Consider the following 17,167-nt stretch of genomic DNA (forward strand, 5'->3'; position numbering starts at 1 on the left):
TTGTGAGTGATGTTATGAGTACGTTTGATCCGCATGCAACCTTATCGTTAATACAAGCCAGACGCACGTGTTATCAGTTTATGGATCGTGCACAGCACCCGGTTTTAGAGTCCGAAATAGCTCAGTGTTTAGCGGCTGCGGTGTGCGCGCCCAATCATAAACTGACTCAACCTTGGGTGTTTTGGGTGCTGGGTCAACAAACTCAAGCGCAATTGGCGCATATTTATGCGCAGCTTAGAGCGCAAAAAAATACCCGTTGTGACGATTTAGAGTATGAGCAGTGTTATGAAAATGCGCGGCTTAAATTTAATGCCATTGGCCAAGTGGTGTTGGTGGGACAAACCTTAAACACCGATTTAACCGTGCAAAAAGAAGATTATGCGGCCTGTGCCTGCGCCATTCAAAATTGGCAGTTAATGGCTTGGTCGCTTAACATTGGAGTGCAATGGAGTACCGGCCCTATTCTTAACGATGCACGTACCCTGCAAATACTCAATGTGCCGCACAATACCAGTTTAATAGGCGCGTTATACATGGGTAAAATTAATGCCGATTGCGCGCCTAAGAATACGTTAAAACGTAAAACAATAGCCGAAGTAACCACGTATTTACCTTAAAAGCTTAACAAGCTTAAAATCATCAAAAAATTAAAATAAATAGCCTTTCACCAGGCCTGGTCAATCGAGTAATTTCATCAATATGATAAATCAATGAACGCTGACAACCCCAACAATTCTAACAACGCCACGTTACAAAACGCCTTAGCCACCTTGCAAAGTGTGTTTGGCTACGCCCAATTTAGGGCGCAACAAGCCGAAATTATTGATGACGTTTTGCGAGGCCAAGACTGTTTTGTATTAATGCCCACTGGCGGTGGAAAATCGTTGTGTTATCAAATTCCCGCCTTGTTGTTGCCAGGCACCGCACTGGTGGTGTCGCCGTTAATTGCCTTAATGCAAGATCAAGTGTCGGCGCTTAAAGCCAACGGTGTAAAAGCCGATTTTTACAACTCCAGTTTGGACGCTCAAAGCGCCGAAGAGGTGTTGATGAAACTGCACACTGGGCAACTCGATTTGCTGTACGTGTCGCCCGAACGCTTGTTAAATCAGGCGTTTATTGCGCGGTTGCAAACCATCGAGATAAGCCTGTTTGCGATTGATGAGGCGCACTGTATTTCGCAATGGGGACACGATTTTAGACCCGAATACAGTCAAATTGGGGCGTTGCGGGCGCTGTTTGTGCAAGTGCCGTTTATAGCCCTAACCGCCACCGCCGACCACGCCACGCGTCAGGATATTCTAGACAAACTGCATTTATCTAATCCCACCACGCGCATCAGCAGTTTTGATCGACCCAATATTCGTTACACCGTGCTCGAAAAAAACAATCCAATGCGCCAATTATTGCAATTTTTACAATCCCATCCCAACGACAGCGGCATTGTTTACGCTCTAAGCCGTAAACGGGTTGAAGAAGTGGCCGAAAAACTCAAAGAAGCCGGTTTTAACGCCCAAGCGTATCATGCAGGATTGCCCGCCCAAATTAGGCAAAGTGTTCATCAGCAGTTTATTCGCGACAAAATTGACATTGTTGTCGCCACCGTGGCCTTTGGCATGGGCATTGATAAACCCAATGTACGTTTTGTGGTGCATTACGATTTGCCCAAAAACATCGAAGGCTATTACCAAGAAACCGGTCGTGCCGGACGAGACGGTTTGGCCTCGGAAGCCCTGTTATTGTTTGGCATGCAAGACGTGGTAACGGCCAAACATTTTGTGGAAAACGTCCCCAACGAAGACCAACGGCGTTTAGAAAATTTTAAATTGGCCAGCATGGTCGATTTTGCCGAAGCGCAAACCTGTCGGCGCAATGTGCTGTTAAATTATTTTGGCGAACCCAGTCACCAGGCCTGTGGCAATTGCGATATTTGCTTAAACCCACCGGCGTTATTTGACGGCAAAGTGGCCGCACAAAAGGCGTTATCGTGTGTGTATCGGCTTAATCAAGGGTTTGGAGCAAAACACGTGGTGGACGTATTGCGCGGCGTGGACAACGAACGAATTAGGGGTTTATCGCATCAGCAACTCAGCACCTACGGCATTGGCAAAGAGTTTTCGGCCACCGAATGGTCGAGCATTTTGCGCCAATTGATTCATTTAGGGTATTTGTATCAAGACATTCAAAATTATTCGGTGCTAAAACTCACCGCGCGTTCGGGTGATGCGCTAAAAGGTAAAGTTGACGTGCAATTTGCGTCGCCTAAAAAAGCCAGTTTTGATGTGACCAGGCCTGGTAACAGCGGCAAACGCACCGCCAAAGACGATTTATTAGAACACGATAAACCGTTGTTTGAAGCGCTTAGAGCCTTACGCAGAGAAATTGCCCTAAGCGAAGACATCCCCGCCTATCAAGTGTTTGGCGACGCGGCGTTGGTCGAAATGGCGCAAAAACGCCCGCAAGACGACCATCAATTATTACGCATCAGCGGAGTAGGCGAAACCAAACTAGCGCGCTTTGGCTTTGAATTTTTAAGCTTACTGCGCCAAAATCCTTAACTTAATTGAGCATAATCTAGACTGAATGTTATTCAGTATTTAGGGTTTTTTGATTTTTTAACCTTTTGTAATTTTTAGACTTTACGCATACAATCAAACGCCTATTTTGCTTACTACGCTCACATTGGGGTTATGGTCATGCTGTTTAATACATTTTATAAAACCTCTTGTAAAACTTTGGTTAAACCCTTTTTTGACACTTATCTTAGAGCGCACTTTGGCGTGTTGTTAGGGGCTTTTTTTACGGTTTTTGGCCTTAATCAAAGCACTTTTGCGGCGGCGCCATCGGGTGCTCAAACTCCCCCGCCGGTGCAAGTCATTGCGTATAAAGTGCCTTTAGCGCCCATCCAAAAATCCATCTCGGTATTGGGTCAATTGCAAGCCCAGCAGTCGGTGGCCATTACCAGCAATGTCAGTGAACACATTGAGTCTTTGCATTTTAAAGACGGTCAAAGCGTGCAAAAAAATCAACTGTTGGTGTCGCTTAACGCGCAAGAAGAACGCGCCCTGCTTAACGAAAATCAGGTGGCGATTAACGAGGCTAAAACCCAATATCAACGGGTAAAAGAGGTGGAAGGTCGTGGCAATGTGACCCGTGCCTTAGTGGACGAAAAACAGCGTATTTGGCAAAGTTTGCTGGCCAAACAGACGGTGCTCGAAACCGCTTTGGCCGAACGCAGTATTACCGCGCCTTTTAGCGGAACATTGGGTTTAAGTCGTGTTTCGGTGGGCAGTTTGGTGTCACCAGGCCTGGTCATTGTCAGTTTGGATGCTCTGCAACAGATGCAGGTGGATTTAAACATTCCCGAACAATTTTTAGGGGTGCTTACACTTAATCAAGCCGTTAAACTCAGCACGGCGGCGTATCCCGAAAAACAGTTTATGGGTTCAATCAGCGCCATCGCTTCGCAAGTCGATGCCAACTCACGTTTGGTGCAGGTTAGAGCGGTGCTGGACAATTCAGACGGTCTGCTAAAAACCAATATGATGATGCAAGCGCGTATCGACATGCCTGCAAAACAGCGTTTAATTGTGCCCAACAGTGCGGTGGTGATGTTGGGAGATTTGCAATTTGTCTATCAATTAATAGCCCGTGAAAACGGCTTGTATCAAGCCCAAAAAACCGTGGTTAAAACCGGTCAAATTGGCGCGGAATTTACCGAAATTACTCAAGGTTTAAACGTGGACGCGCTGGTGGTAAGCCAGGGCGTAATGCGGGTTAACGACAAAACGCTTATCAGCATAAAACACCTGCAAAACCCAGAGAATCAAGCCACACCCATCGAGCAAGCCGATTTACTCAAACCGAAGGTTAAACCCGATACTCAGTCTAATATTAAGCCCAATACTAAGCCGGGAGCGTAATTATGTGGTTATCCGATACTTCGGTTAAACGCCCCGTTATGGCGACGGTGGTGTCGTTGATTTTACTGGTGTTTGGTTTAATGGCGTTTGATCGCATGAGTTTGCGCGAATACCCCAATGTAGACGCGCCCATTATCAGCATCGACACCCAGTATTTAGGCGCTTCAGCGCAAGTGGTTGAATCGCGCATTACCAAAATCATCGAAAACCGCATTTCGGGTATTGAAGGCATTCGCGCCATCGAATCAAGTTCGCAAGACGGTCGCTCTAGCATTAAAGTGGAGTTTTCGATTGACCGCGATATTGACGCGGCGGCCAACGACATTCGTGACAAAATAGCCCGAATTCAAGACAATTTACCCGAAGAAGCGGGTGCGCCCGAAGTTGAAAAAACCGACGCCGACGATTCGCCCATTTTATGGTTTAACTTAAACAGCGATCAGATGACCGTGCCGCAATTAACCGATTACGCCGAACGTTATTTGGTCGATCGGTTTTCGGTGCTGGACGGCGTGGCCAATGTGCGTATTGGTGGCGGTCAGTCGTTGGCGTTACGCATTTGGTTAAATCCAGAAAAAATGGCGTTGTACGGCGTCACCGCCCAAGACATTGAACAAAAATTGCGTTTGGCCAACGTCGAACTGCCGGTGGGTTCGATTCAAGGAAAACACATTTTGTTTAATGTGTTAAGCCACAAACCGTTGCAAACGATTACCGATTTTCAGGGTTTGGTGATTCAACAAACCACACAAAACGGGCAAATTAATCAACTGACCTTGGCGCAAGTGGCCGAAGTAAAATTGGGAACGGTCGAAAACCGTCGTATGTTTAGCGGCAACGGTCAACCCATGGTGGGCATTGGCATTGTCAAACAATCCAACGCCAACACGTTAAACGTCGCCAAATTAGCTCGTGAGCGTAAGGAATTAATCAATCAATCGCTCCCCCCAGGCCTGGTGTTGGCCGACAGTTTTGATTCGTCGGTGTTTGTAGAACAATCGATTAAAGAGGTGTACACCACGCTTTTGGTGGCGTTGGGGTTGGTGGTGATTGTCATGCTGGTGTTTTTAAGAAGCTGGCGCGCCGCTCTTGTGCCTATTGTGACCTTGCCGGTGTCGCTGATTGCGACGTTTTTTGTGTTGTGGACGTTGGGTTTTTCAGTCAATTTGCTTACTTTATTGGCGTTGGTATTGGCGATTGGCTTGGTGGTGGACGATGCGATTGTGGTGTTAGAAAACACCCAGCGTTACATTGATAAAGGCTATAAACCCATTGCAGCGGCGTATTTAGGCACTCGTCAAGTAGGGTTTGCGGTGGTGGCCACCACGTTGGTGTTGGTGGCGGTGTTTTTACCCATCGCGTTTTTAGAAGGTCAAATTGGCCGATTGTTTTCAGAGTTTTCAATTACCTTGGCAGTGGCGGTGTTGTTTTCGAGCTGGGTGGCGTTAACGCTGTCGCCGGCGTTGGCGTCGGTGATTTTAAAACAACGAGTGTTTGCGCCAAGTACATCGTCTGCTTCTGTTAAGAAAAAATCGTCTAAACCCTCGGTTTGGACACGCGGTTTTAAAAAGGGTTTAATTAAAAATTTACGCTATCCTTGGGTGAGTTTTTTGGTGTTTGCGGGCGTGGTCGCCGCTGGCGTGTTTTACGCGCAACAGCTCACTCAAGAATACGTTCCCAAAGAAGACCGTGGGGTGTTTTTTGTCACGGTAAAAGGCCCAGAAGGCGCGACCTTTGAATACATGCAAAGCTACATGGAACAAATTGAACAACGCTTAATGCCTTTGGTGACCAGTGGCGAGGCCAAACGGTTATTGATTCGTGCGCCACAATCGTTTGGTAACAGCGAAGTGTTTAACAGTGGTTTTGTGATTGTGGTGTTAGAAGATTGGTCTATGCGGCGTTCGGCGTTTGAGATTATGAAAGAAACCAGCAAAAAACTGGCCGATTTGACCGGCATAAAAGCCACGCCCATTATGCGTTCGCCCATTGGTGGGCGCATTCAAAGCCCGGTGCAATTTGTGATTGGTGGGCCAAGTTATCAAGATTTAGAGGCGTGGCAAGGTTTAATAGACCAAGCACTTGCCGCCAACAACCCAGGCCTGGTCAATATAGATTGGGACTACGAGCCGAATAAGCCACAACTGCAGCTCACCCTTAACTACGCCAAAGCCGAAGCCTTGGGGGTGTCTTATCAAGCCTTATCCGAGACATTGCAGACCTTGTTAGGCGGTAAAGCCGTCACCACGTTTCAATACAATGGCGAAGAGTACGACATTATTTTAAAAGCCGATCACGAATGGATTCAATCGCCCGACGATTTGCAAAGTATTTATATACGCTCAGACACCAACAATGCCCTCATTCCATTGGTTGAGTTGGTCAGTGTTAACACGCAGGGTGTGGCCTCAAGTTTAAACCGCACCAATCGAGTTCGCTCGATTACCCTGTCGGCCAAGTTGGACGATAATTTGGCCTTAGGGGATGCGTTGACTTATCTAAACGAGTTGGTTAAAACCACCCTACCCGATACTGCAACAGTCGATTATAAAGGTCAATCTAAAGACTTTTTAACCGCCTCACAGTCGTTTTATTTTGTGTTTTTGCTTGGGATTGTGGTGATATTTTTGGTGCTGGGCGCGCAGTTTGAAAGTTTTGTGCATCCGCTGGTGATCTTGTTTACCGTGCCACTGGCACTGGCCGGCGGGCTGTTTGCCCTGCTCTACTTTAATATGACGCTGAATATTTACAGTCAAATTGCGTTGGTGTTACTGTTGGGGTTGGCCACCAAAAACGGCATTTTAATTGTCGAGTTTACCAATCAATTGCGTGATCAAGGCTTGTCGTCGTATCGCGCGTTAATTTCGGCCACGCAGTTGCGTTTGCGGCCTATTTTAATGACCACCATCACCACCATGGCCGGCACCATTCCGCTGATTTTTTCGAGCGGTGCTGGGGCTGAAACCCGCGAAATTTTAGGCATTGTGCTGTTTTGGGGGGTGGCGTTTTCAACGCTGTTGAGTTTGTGGATTATTCCTAGTGCCTATGGACTTATGGCCAAAAACAGCAGTTCGCCTTTGGCTTCAACCCAAAAGCTTACGCGTGCTTTAGCTAAAAATGAGGGTAATAAGGTTTAACCAGGCCTGGTTAAACGCTTTTTGCTGTTAAAAACGCTCACCTAAAAACGCTAAAATAAAAACGTTAAAATAAAAACGTTAAAAATTAAGCATCTCTTCTTCTTCAATGATGGAAGAAGGATTGGACAGATTACGAATGTTCTTTTTAAACATCAGTTTGTTTTGCACGGGTTCGGGTAAATCGGTAAAACGAATCAGCTCGCGTTTAAGCAACATGTCCACCACGTCTTCAATAACGCGCACCATGTCCATGTCTAACCTATTTAGCACACTTTGCACAATCGCCTCGCTGTTGGGCGATTGTTCAATAAAGCGCTTTAATTCTTCATCGTATAAGCTGATTTCTTCACGGTGTGCGCCAGGAGAAAATTCAATGTCGGCGATTTCGCCTTGAGGATTACGGACGATGTACAGCATGGCTTATCCTTTTAATTTTATCAGCTTAGTTTTTATCAAAGTAGTTTTATCAACTTAGTGTTACTAACCTTAATCTTCGTCAACCACGTTGCCTAATAGAGCGGTTAAACGGTCGTTTTGTGAGTAGTCTACCGGACAATCAATGATGGTGACGGTATTGGCTTTTAACGCGGTTTGTAACGCGGGTAACAGCTGGTCTGCCGACTCAATTTTAACTCCAGTGGCACCAAACGATTGCGCGTATTGGACAAAATCGGGGTTTTTAAAATCAATGTACGCACTGCGTCCAAAACGGCGTTGTTGTTTCCACTCAATTAAGCCGTATTGGCCGTCGTTCCAAATTAAAATCACAATCGGCGTATTGCAGCGTAAAGCGGTTTCAATTTCTTGCGAATTCATCATAAATCCGGCGTCACCGGTGACCGCCACCACCGCTTTATGCGGATACGCCAATTTGGCGGCAATCGCCCCAGGCACAGCAATGCCCATGCCGGCAAAGCCGTTCGAGATAATGCAGGTGTTGGGCAGGTCACAGCGAAACATACGCGCCATCCACATTTTATGCGCGCCTACGTCACTGATGGCAATGTCGGACGAGTCCATCGCGGTGCGTAAATCCCAAATAATTTTTTGCGGTAACATCGGCCAGGCATCGCTTTTAGCACAGCGGTTCATCTCGTTAATCATGGCGGTGCGTAAGTTAAACTCAATGTCGGTAGTGGTAATGTCGTTAACCAATGCCTCCCCCAACGCTAAAAAGTTAGCACCAATATTGCCAATTAACTCCACGTTAGGAATATAGCTGTTGTCTACTTCGGCTTTTTTGGTGTCGATGTGAATGATGGTGTGATTGCGGGTTGGATTCCACAAGTGCGGGTGGTATTCCACCATGTCAAAGCCCACGCAAATCACCAAATCGGCCTTAGCAAAGCCGGCGTTTTCATAATCGCCTTTTTGCAAACCAGCCGTGCCCATGGCCATGTCGTTGTAAAACGGAATAATGCCTTTGGCCATAAACGTGTTAACCACGGGGATTTTGTGGCGTTTAACAAAGGCCACAATGTCGTCACCTGCCCGGGCGCGTACTGCACCGTTGCCCACCAAAATAAGCGGATTTTTAGCGTTTTTGACCAGTTCGGCGGCTTGCTTAATTAAAGCGCGGTCTGCAAAGGTTAGGCGATTGGCGCTGACCGGCAAGGGCAGTTCGTCGGTGTCCATTTCAACGATGTTTTCGGGCAGGTCAATAAAGGTGGCACCGGGTTTTTCGGCTTCGGCCAATTTAAAGGCTTTGCGCACCACTTCGGGAATGGTGCCAGGCTCTAATACTTGTGTGGCGTATTTGGTAATGGGTTTAAACATGCTTACCAAATCGACCACCTGATGCGACTCTTTGTGCATTCGCGTGGTGGCGGCTTGGCCAGCAATGGCCACCAAAGGGGCGTTGTCCATATTGGCATCGGCCACACCGGTGACTAAATTGGTGGCACCAGGGCCAAGGGTCGATAAACACACGCCCGATTTACCAGTTAAACGTCCGTACACATCCGCCATGTACGCCGCACCCTGTTCGTGGCGTGTGGTTATGAAGCGAATATTTGAGTCGAGCAGAGCGTCCATAATATCCAGGTTTTCTTCACCGGGAATGCCAAAAATAAACTCAACATTTTCGTTTTCTAAACAGTGAACAAACAGTTTTGCGGCCTTCATAGAACTCTCATATTTAATACGTAAAAATGGTAAAACTCATAATCAAAGATTCTCTTTAAAATGTCAAAGAGAATTGACCAGGCCTGGTTATAAAAAAAGAGCCAAGGGGCTCCTTCTTTATAACACGTTACTTTGGATTTATGTTAAATCACGGCATTACTGTAAGGTCAGTTGATTAACGACATTCCACATAGCCGCTTTATTGCCAGCCATAGGAACATCGGTTAGGTATTTGCCGTTTACAATCACCGCAGGCACGCCTTCTACGCCGTAAGCGGCGGTAAGTTGTTGGGCTTTGCGAACGTGTTGATCGACTTTAAACCCTTTAAATGTGGCGGTAAAATCTTCTGGTTTTACCCCAAACTGAGTAAAAAACTGTGCAATGGTTTCTACGCTGTACAGGTCTTTTTTATCGCGATGCAGAGCATCAAAAAACGCACCGTGTGCTTGGTCTAAAACCCCTAATTCTTTGGCGGTGTAAAACACTTTAGCCATAAAAATCCAGTTGGGGTTGTTAAACACCACGGGCATTAACTCAAACTCCACATCGGCCGGTTTGGTTTTTAACCACTCTTTAACGCTGGGTTCTAGGTGGTAGCAGTGCGGGCAAGTATACCCAAACACTTCAACCACTTTTTTGCTGTGGGGCGCAATAGACTGCGGCTGTGGAATTTTTTTGTATTCCACACCGTTGGCCAATTCAGCCGGTTTTTCGGCGGCGTGTGCGCCTGCCGAAAACAGTAATAATCCGCCTAAAACGCCAGTGGCTAAGGTGTTCAATAATTTTCTGCGTAACATTTAAACATCCTCTGTTTAAAACTTAAATTACAACTCGCCGTATGAGTGTAAGCCTGATAAGAACATATTTACCCCTAAGAATGCAAAGGTGGTAATGAGCAAGCCAATAAACGCCCACCACGCCATTGGCGTACCGCGCCAACCCTTAGACATACGAATGTGCAACCAAGCGGCGTAGTTAAGCCATACGATTAAAGCCCAGGTCTCTTTTGGATCCCAAGACCAGTAACCGCCCCACGCTTCGGCCGCCCACATGGCGCCTAACACCGTGGCAATGGTAAAAAAGGCAAATCCAAGCGCGATGGTTTTGTACATTAAATCGTCCATCAGCTCTAACGATGGCATCTTTGTCGCAAACACGCTGTTTGGGTTGGTTCTTAACGCTTTGTCGGTAATAAGGTAGGCAACACCAATCATGGCAGCGATCGAAAACGCACCGTAACCCACAAAGTTGGCGGGGACGTGAATTTTCATCCAGTAACTTTTTAGCGCCGGCACTAAAGGCTGAATAACGTGCGCGCCTTTGTCAAAGGTATACCACAATAAAAACGCCACAGCGGCACTTATAACCAACATAACAAACCCACCCAAAGCGCGAGTTTTGTAGCGTTGCTCATAATACAGGTACATAAGTGCGGTCATAACCACAAATAAAATAAACACTTCGTACAAGCTGCTCACAGGAATATGACCGTAATCAAAGTTGATTAGGTACGATTCGCGCCAGCGAACCATCATGCCCACTAAACCAAAGGTAGAACCCGACCAGACCATAAAGGTAGCGGTTTTATATGCAAAGTCCGATTTAGTGTACAAGGCAAAAAAGTAGGTTACGGTGGCCAGCACAAACAATGCGCTCATCCACATAATGGCCGATTGACTGGAAATTAAAAACTTCAAGAAAAAGGCTTGTTCATTGGCAGTAATGAGATCGCCGTTGTTTTGGTACGTCCACAAAGCCAGCAACGTCATGGCGGTAGTCACCACTGTAACGGTTTGGATACTTGGCCAAAAACGTCCTAAGGCAATTAAGCTTAACGCCGTACCAATCAATATACCTTCTTCGTACACATCCATTAAATGGCCGTATTGCAAGTGGGCAAAATAACTGCCCACTATGACAAATACCGCCCATGCCAAATCACGCAGTGCAAAAGGCTTTTTATCGGCACTTTTAAACTCGTTAATGTAACTGTCTGTTTGCATTTTTTATAACCCCGTTTTAGACGATTAATATTTTTGTTTTATGGTTTTTAAAGTGTTCTTTTTTAAAACGTTAAAGCGTTTTTTGTTTAAATTCTTGAATCTGTTTTACCAGTTCTTCAAATTCTTTAGTGGTTTCTGGTAGATTTCGGTTGTCTTTAGCGGCCATGGTTAGCTCAGTTTTTAGGTCGTCTTTATCGTTTTGTTCTTCGCTGACACCGCTCTGTGTATTGATGGGTTGAATATAAATCCAGACACGACGCTGACGAAGGTAAAACAAAAAGAAGACTCCGATTATAAGCATTGCACTGCCAAAATAAACGACATCTTTTCCAGGGGATTTGGTAATTTGTAATCCGGTGGCTTGTATTTCGGTAAATCCAGTCATTTCAAAGTACATTGGCGGGCCATATTTACCCAGTCCGGCAATGGTGTTTAGCGCGTCTTCAAACCAGGCCTGGTCAGCGGGTAATACTTCAGCCTGATGGTCAGCAATGCGTCCTTCTTGCTTTAATGTATGCAAGTATAAAGTTTGTAATGCAAAAGTGGTTTGACCAAAATAATACTCAGCCACTTTTTCACGATCTTTCTCGGGCACATTCGCTTCTACAAACGCGGTAATGCCAGCAAAACCTTTTTGACGATACAACACCAATAATTGCTCAAGCAGTTTGGTTTGCATGTCATAAGATTGTACTGTCATGTCCTCAGCTTTAGGGTACATAGTTTTAAAAATAGTCACCGCTTTTTGTGGGTTGTTTAACAAGGATAAGTAGTTGAAAAAACGGTCTTTTTTGTTATTTGCATCAGCCGGAATAAATAAATATCTAAACGGATCTGCTTGCGTTTCACGCATACCGGTCATAAAAAACTTACGACCTTCTTGTTCGCTTGGCATCATGTAGTTTTCGTATTCCCAGGCTTTGCCCTGCTCATTACGAACTTTAAAAATAATGCTTGGTCCATTGTTATGTACTTTTTTACCCGTGGCGGCCAACTCTTCTTCGGTGGTGGGGACAATGTTAAACATTTTAAAGTCGTTAAATTCGGCTTTAAAGGTGCCCATTGGGGTTTTTAACGGCTCTATTTTATTCACGGTTGTTTCAAGCGCCAAAGGGTTAATTTCTGGCGATAACAAGGGGTGTACATTTACCTTTAGTTTGGTTCCACCATCACCAAATGACGACTGATAAATGGCGTAATTTTTATAATACAGTGGATGGTTTACTGCAATAGTGGCTTTAATTGGTTCGTCCAGTTCAGGATCCACTAAGATCAAATCGCTTTCAAACGATTTAGGCATGCCCGTATCATAGTACTCGATTCTAAAATCTGTATTGGTCACAGTAAAAGGCAGTTTCTGCACTAAATAACCATTTTCGTAAGGTAAAAATAGTACGTCGGTTTTGTCACCTTCGGGTACGTTTACCGAGCCTCTAAACGACATGTTTTCAGGGCCTAACCACGAATTTTGATCTACGTCGCTTAAGCTAACGGTGCGGGTTTCTGCTTTTAATGTGCCAGTGAGCTCGCGGTATTTAAGCAATAAATTACTGTCTAACAACGCACCTATACAAATGACAATAATTGAAATGTGGGTAAATAAATACCCCAAACGATTCCATTGACCTTTCATGCCGGCCACCATTACCCCACCGTCATCTCGCGTATGTATCTTGGTTTTATAGCCTTTATAGGTTAACAAGGCTTTAGCGTGGTTTTGTTGCTCTTCAAAAGAGTTGGTGGTTGCAAACGAGGCGTGATTGGGTTGATATTGCAATGCGGTACGTGACAGTTTTTCGCTAAATTGCTTCATGTCCTTCATAAAGCCAGGGGCGTTTCGACTCACGCACACGCTGGTGGACAGCAATAAAAACACCAAAACCAATACAAACCAGGCGGCACCATAAACGTGAAACAAGCCTAAACTGTTAAAGACTTGTGTCCAAAATGGACCAAATTTAATAATGTAGTCTTGAAACGATTGATTTTGTTGCAGTACCGTACCAATGACCGATGCAATTGACAGCATCATCAGCAAGGTTACGGCTAAATTCATAGAGCCTAAAAAGTTCATTAATGCGCTGGGTTTTTTGGCAACTTTTACAGCAGAAGTTGGGGGAAGCGTTTGTTCAGTCATGATCACTTTTCAATTAGGCAATTAAGGATTTACCGTAGTTTAAAATAAATATTAGTCAAAATGTATTTACGATGCATCTAGGTAACATTCGCTAATATCCCGCTTATTTCAAGGGTTTTGTAAGGATAAATTCGTTAAAAAATAGGATAAAGTATATACTTATACAAACCATTGATAAAGTATTAAAGTCCAAACTATGCAACATCCGCTCTACCAACAAGCTACCTACTTAAAAAGTGTGCCAACCATTCACTTATGCCCTGAGCATTTAACGCATGAAGTGGCATTTGCTGGCCGTTCAAACGCCGGAAAATCGAGTGCATTAAACGTAATTACTTCGCAAAAAAGTTTGGCGCGCACCAGTAAAACGCCCGGACGAACCCAACTCATTAACTTTTTTACCGTAGACGACACTCGAGCTGTGGTGGATTTGCCTGGTTACGGTTACGCCAAAGTAAACATTAACGTTAAAAAAGCCTGGGAAGCCGGTCTGTCTGAATACATTCAAAAAAGACAAACCTTAAAAGGTTTAATTTTGTTAATGGATTGTCGCATGCCGCCCACCGACATTGACTTAACCATGCTCAACTGGACGCAAGGCTTAGAAATGCCGGTTCACGTGCTCCTTACTAAGTCGGATAAACTTAAAAAAGGTCCGGCCAAACAGAGTTTGCTTAATGTGCAAAAACTGCTTAAAGAGCACTATCCGCACGCCAGCGCCCAGTTGTTTTCGTCGTTAAAGCGTGAAGGTTTAGAGCAAGTGTGGAAAAAACTCGATGAGTGGATGGAATATCAGCGTCCACCTAAAGAGGTGTTTGTGCCCGAACCTGCTAAAAAAGACCCCAAAGCCAAACGTAATCCTAAATTTGCAGCACAGGCAGCGCAAGACGCGTTATCAACCCCTTTGCAGCAGAACTTAGACTGATTGAGTTAATCCACAGCAAACGTAAACTTAGTAAACGTAAATTCGTTAATTATTTTGCCTAACAAACTTAATAAACTTAATAAACTAAGCAGAGTGTAAATACCGCATTAACACTCTGTTTAGTTCGTTCATTTCGATGGGTTTTGCCAATACATCACTAAATTCTTCAGCCAAATAGCGCTCACGGTCACCCTTTAAGGCATTGGCGGTTAAGGCGATAATCGGGGTTGCCTGTTGCAAGCTTTCTGTTTGATACGCTCTAATAAGCTCACACGCTTGCTCACCACCCATAATGGGCATGTTTATGTCCATAAAAATTAAATCGTATTGAGTTGCGGCCTGCTTAACTTTATCAACGGCTTGTTGGCCATTTTCGGCCACGTCTGGAACCAGCTTCAATTTGCTTAAAATGGCCTGCATCAGCATTTGATTTACTTTATTGTCTTCTACCAATAAAATTTGTTTACCCGCGTAATGGCTTTGTAATTTGGTGTGTTCAACAGCGCTTAAACGTTGGGTGCTTTTACCTGGGGTTTGAGTCACCTTAGCGTGCCAGCTAAAAGAGAAGCAACTGCCTTTATTAAGCTCACTTTCTATTTTAAGCTCACCACCGTGCAGAGCAATTAAGCGCTTGCTAATGGCTAACCCTAGCCCTGTTCCACCGTATTCTCGGGAGGTAGACGAGTCTGCTTGAATAAACGGCTCACCAATAAACGCTAGTTTTTGTTGAGCAATGCCAATTCCGGTATCTTCTACTGCTATCTTTAACCAGGCCTGGTCATCTTTAAGTTCTAAACAACTTAAGGTAAAAGTAATTTTGCCATGATGAGTGAATTTAACGGCATTGCTGATTAAGTTACTCACAATTTGCTTAAGTCGTAACGCATCGCCTAATAGATAAGCAGGTAAGCTGTTAAGGGTTTTAAATTCAATGTAACTGTCATTTTCTTGGGCTTTAGACTGAAACAACTCAACCAGCATTGAAAACGTGTCAATTAAATGAAAGGTTTGCTCATCTAGTGCCAACTTACCGGCATCCATTTTAGAAAAGTCTAGAACCTCATTGATAATGCCTAACAACGAATCGGAGCTGTGCTCTACTATTTTTAAATAATGTTGTTGTTGTTCATCCAGTAAGGTCGATTTAAGCTGATTTAAAAAACCAATAATACCGTTAAGTGGGGTACGAATTTCGTGTGACATATTGGCCAAAAAAAGATCGCGAGCCGCTTGAGCTCTTTCTAAGTCCATTAATGTGGTTTGGAGTTTTTTCTCTTGCTCAACTAACTGTTTATTGGCGTGGCATGACTGAATAGAGGTGGCTAATTTATCGCACACCGCACCTAAATCTTTTAAAAAAATTTGATCCAAAGGTTCTAAACAAACCAGCGTGAGCCAGCCTTGATTTTTAAGCATAAAAACATATTGATAACGGTTTTGTGCATCACAAAAATGGCTTATATAGCCACTTTCTAGTTTTTTGAAGGTGCTTTTTTAAGTAAAAAATCAGCTGTAAGCCTCTGTAAGTTTTGTTGATATTCGGGGGTTAAACCTCTGCGCGGAATGGCCAGTAGGGCATTATGTTGCGGGTCAACAACGGCTATCATGACACCGTCAAGTTTGCGTAAAATTACTTTTAAAGAGTCTTTAAGCAATTCGTTAAGGTCTAATGTATTGCCAATGACCATCGCCATTTCATACAAAATGTGTACCCGTGAGATGGTTTTAAAATACATACAATAACCTACTGCTTAAACAACATTAAAAAACGGCAACCACGGTGGTTTTATTATAAAACTCTAAGTAACCTCCACCAGAGTTTGCAATTTCACCCAACGCCAATGCGCCAAACTGGGTTAACGGAGTAGGGCTTTGTTGAGCGGTTGCTAAGGCAATGGCCTCTAATTCTTGTGAAAAGTTTTTTTGTAAAAATAACGCTCTAGAAATGCAATCTATCAATAAAATACCCTGCGGAGGTTGTTCGGCCGGCATTTCAAACGCCAGTTGTGCCGTGTTGGCTGCGGCCGCAATTAATTGTTCGGGCAGTGCTGATAAAATATCAATAAAATCGTTTAACGCTAATTCACCCACACAAATTAACGCCCCGCACTCAGTAACGGCAATAGGGTCTCTTACCACTTTTTCACTGCACCGTTTGTTTATACCAAAAGGAAACGCTTGTGCCACTTCAAAAAAGTTTTCTTTTAAAATCGGTGTAGCCGAATATCGGTTAACCACTTCTTGATAAACTTCAAACGCGTTTCGATGGTCTATTTTATAAATTATATTTTTATCTACTCGTGTGATTTGGTGATCGCTGTCAATGGTGCTCCAACCATGACCCACGCCAACACGGCTGGAGGCTTGCAAAAATCCAACCAGGGCAACGTCTGCAAACATGCCATCATTACTAAATAAGCATGGTTTTTGCACAAAACTTAACGAACCCGCGCCCCCGCCAACAAAATTAGATTCAGCGCCTAGCACATCAAATAATCCGTCAACGACACCCGAAATGCATTTGGCCAGACCATCGACCAAAACCAAGACGGTATGTGGGGTTTCTACCCCTAAAAAAGCGTGCTCTATTTGATCGGCAAAAGGGGTGTTCTTATCGCTTAAGCCCTCAAAGCGTTCTACATTTAAGGCGTAAGGTAATCCTACCAACAAGCAACCAGTTTTATACGCTTGAGTTTGATAAATAATTTGAGGAAACACGCCCCCCATTAATGGCTTAGAAAAATTTTGCAATACGGTATTTATTTGGGGAAGGGGATAGTCATTTTTATCACAACTAAAAATAAGAACGCTTAACACAGTTGGATCAGATTCGAGCTGCGCTAAGCCATGTTTAAAAGTAGCCAAATCATGGGTAGGTGAAAAATAATATTGCATAAAATACTCTTAGAGTTTTTAAAAG

At 44.3% G+C, this 17,167-nt stretch carries 13 protein-coding genes; 5 read left to right on the top strand and 8 right to left on the bottom strand.

Annotated features, from left to right (window positions below):
• Positions 1-14: 14 nt before the first annotated feature.
• The 4 genes from EP181_RS00145 (at position 15) to EP181_RS00160 (ending at position 7,057) form a co-directional block, all read left to right on the top strand.
• Positions 15-617: a nitroreductase family protein gene (locus tag EP181_RS00145; RefSeq protein WP_127469844.1), complete on the top strand. Its 603-nt coding sequence runs from the start codon at positions 15-17 to the stop codon at positions 615-617.
• A gap of 93 nt (positions 618-710) precedes the next feature.
• Entirely contained in the window at positions 711-2,555 is a 1,845-nt protein-coding gene (gene recQ, locus EP181_RS00150) for a DNA helicase RecQ (protein ID WP_127469845.1), read from the top strand.
• Positions 2,556-2,693: 138 nt separating this feature from the next.
• Positions 2,694-3,920 carry an efflux RND transporter periplasmic adaptor subunit gene (locus tag EP181_RS00155; RefSeq protein ID WP_172959648.1) on the top strand — a complete coding sequence of 409 codons (1,227 nt, stop codon included), beginning with the start codon at positions 2,694-2,696 and terminating at the stop codon, positions 3,918-3,920.
• A 2-nt stretch (positions 3,921-3,922) separates the two neighbouring features.
• Positions 3,923-7,057: an efflux RND transporter permease subunit gene (locus EP181_RS00160; protein ID WP_127469847.1), complete on the top strand. Its 3,135-nt coding sequence runs from the start codon at positions 3,923-3,925 to the stop codon at positions 7,055-7,057.
• 78 nt (positions 7,058-7,135) lie between these two features.
• On the opposite strand, the gene EP181_RS00165 is transcribed toward EP181_RS00160, so the two are convergent.
• The 5 genes from EP181_RS00165 to EP181_RS00185 form a co-directional block, all read right to left on the bottom strand.
• Entirely contained in the window at positions 7,136-7,474 is a 339-nt protein-coding gene (locus EP181_RS00165; protein ID WP_127469848.1) for a hypothetical protein, read from the bottom strand.
• Between the two features lie 69 nt (positions 7,475-7,543).
• Complete coding sequence (locus EP181_RS00170; protein WP_127469849.1) at positions 7,544-9,181, bottom strand: acetolactate synthase large subunit; 1,638 nt, start codon at positions 9,179-9,181, stop codon at positions 7,544-7,546.
• A gap of 156 nt (positions 9,182-9,337) precedes the next feature.
• Positions 9,338-9,979 carry a thiol:disulfide interchange protein DsbA/DsbL gene (locus tag EP181_RS00175; protein ID WP_127469850.1) on the bottom strand — a complete coding sequence of 214 codons (642 nt, stop codon included), beginning with the start codon at positions 9,977-9,979 and terminating at the stop codon, positions 9,338-9,340.
• Between the two features lie 27 nt (positions 9,980-10,006).
• The gene (gene ccsB, locus EP181_RS00180; RefSeq protein WP_127469851.1) at positions 10,007-11,185 is read right to left on the bottom strand and encodes a c-type cytochrome biogenesis protein CcsB; all 1,179 of its coding nucleotides are present in this window, start codon (positions 11,183-11,185) and stop codon (positions 10,007-10,009) included.
• A 70-nt stretch (positions 11,186-11,255) separates the two neighbouring features.
• Positions 11,256-13,322 carry a cytochrome c biogenesis protein ResB gene (locus EP181_RS00185; RefSeq protein WP_127469852.1) on the bottom strand — a complete coding sequence of 689 codons (2,067 nt, stop codon included), beginning with the start codon at positions 13,320-13,322 and terminating at the stop codon, positions 11,256-11,258.
• 196 nt (positions 13,323-13,518) lie between these two features.
• Between EP181_RS00185 and yihA the strand changes: the two genes are divergently transcribed.
• On the top strand, positions 13,519-14,247 hold the full coding sequence (gene yihA / locus EP181_RS00190) for a ribosome biogenesis GTP-binding protein YihA/YsxC (RefSeq protein WP_127469853.1): 729 nt from the start codon (positions 13,519-13,521) through the stop codon (positions 14,245-14,247).
• 84 nt (positions 14,248-14,331) lie between these two features.
• Here yihA and EP181_RS00195 read toward each other — a convergent pair whose 3' ends face one another.
• The 3 genes from EP181_RS00195 to EP181_RS00205 are packed head-to-tail and all read right to left on the bottom strand — an operon-like array spanning position 14,332 to position 17,142.
• Positions 14,332-15,663: an ATP-binding protein gene (locus tag EP181_RS00195; RefSeq protein WP_127469854.1), complete on the bottom strand. Its 1,332-nt coding sequence runs from the start codon at positions 15,661-15,663 to the stop codon at positions 14,332-14,334.
• Positions 15,664-15,719: 56 nt separating this feature from the next.
• Positions 15,720-15,983 (bottom strand): hypothetical protein, encoded by a 264-nt coding sequence (locus tag EP181_RS00200; RefSeq protein ID WP_127469856.1) that lies wholly within the window; start codon positions 15,981-15,983, stop codon positions 15,720-15,722.
• 25 nt (positions 15,984-16,008) lie between these two features.
• Positions 16,009-17,142: an FIST signal transduction protein gene (locus tag EP181_RS00205; RefSeq protein WP_127469858.1), complete on the bottom strand. Its 1,134-nt coding sequence runs from the start codon at positions 17,140-17,142 to the stop codon at positions 16,009-16,011.
• Positions 17,143-17,167 lie beyond the last annotated feature (25 nt).

Origin of the sequence: Thiomicrorhabdus aquaedulcis (assembly GCF_004001325.1) — a bacterium.
In the GTDB taxonomy this organism is placed as follows: Bacteria; Pseudomonadota; Gammaproteobacteria; order Thiomicrospirales; family Thiomicrospiraceae; genus Thiomicrorhabdus; species Thiomicrorhabdus aquaedulcis.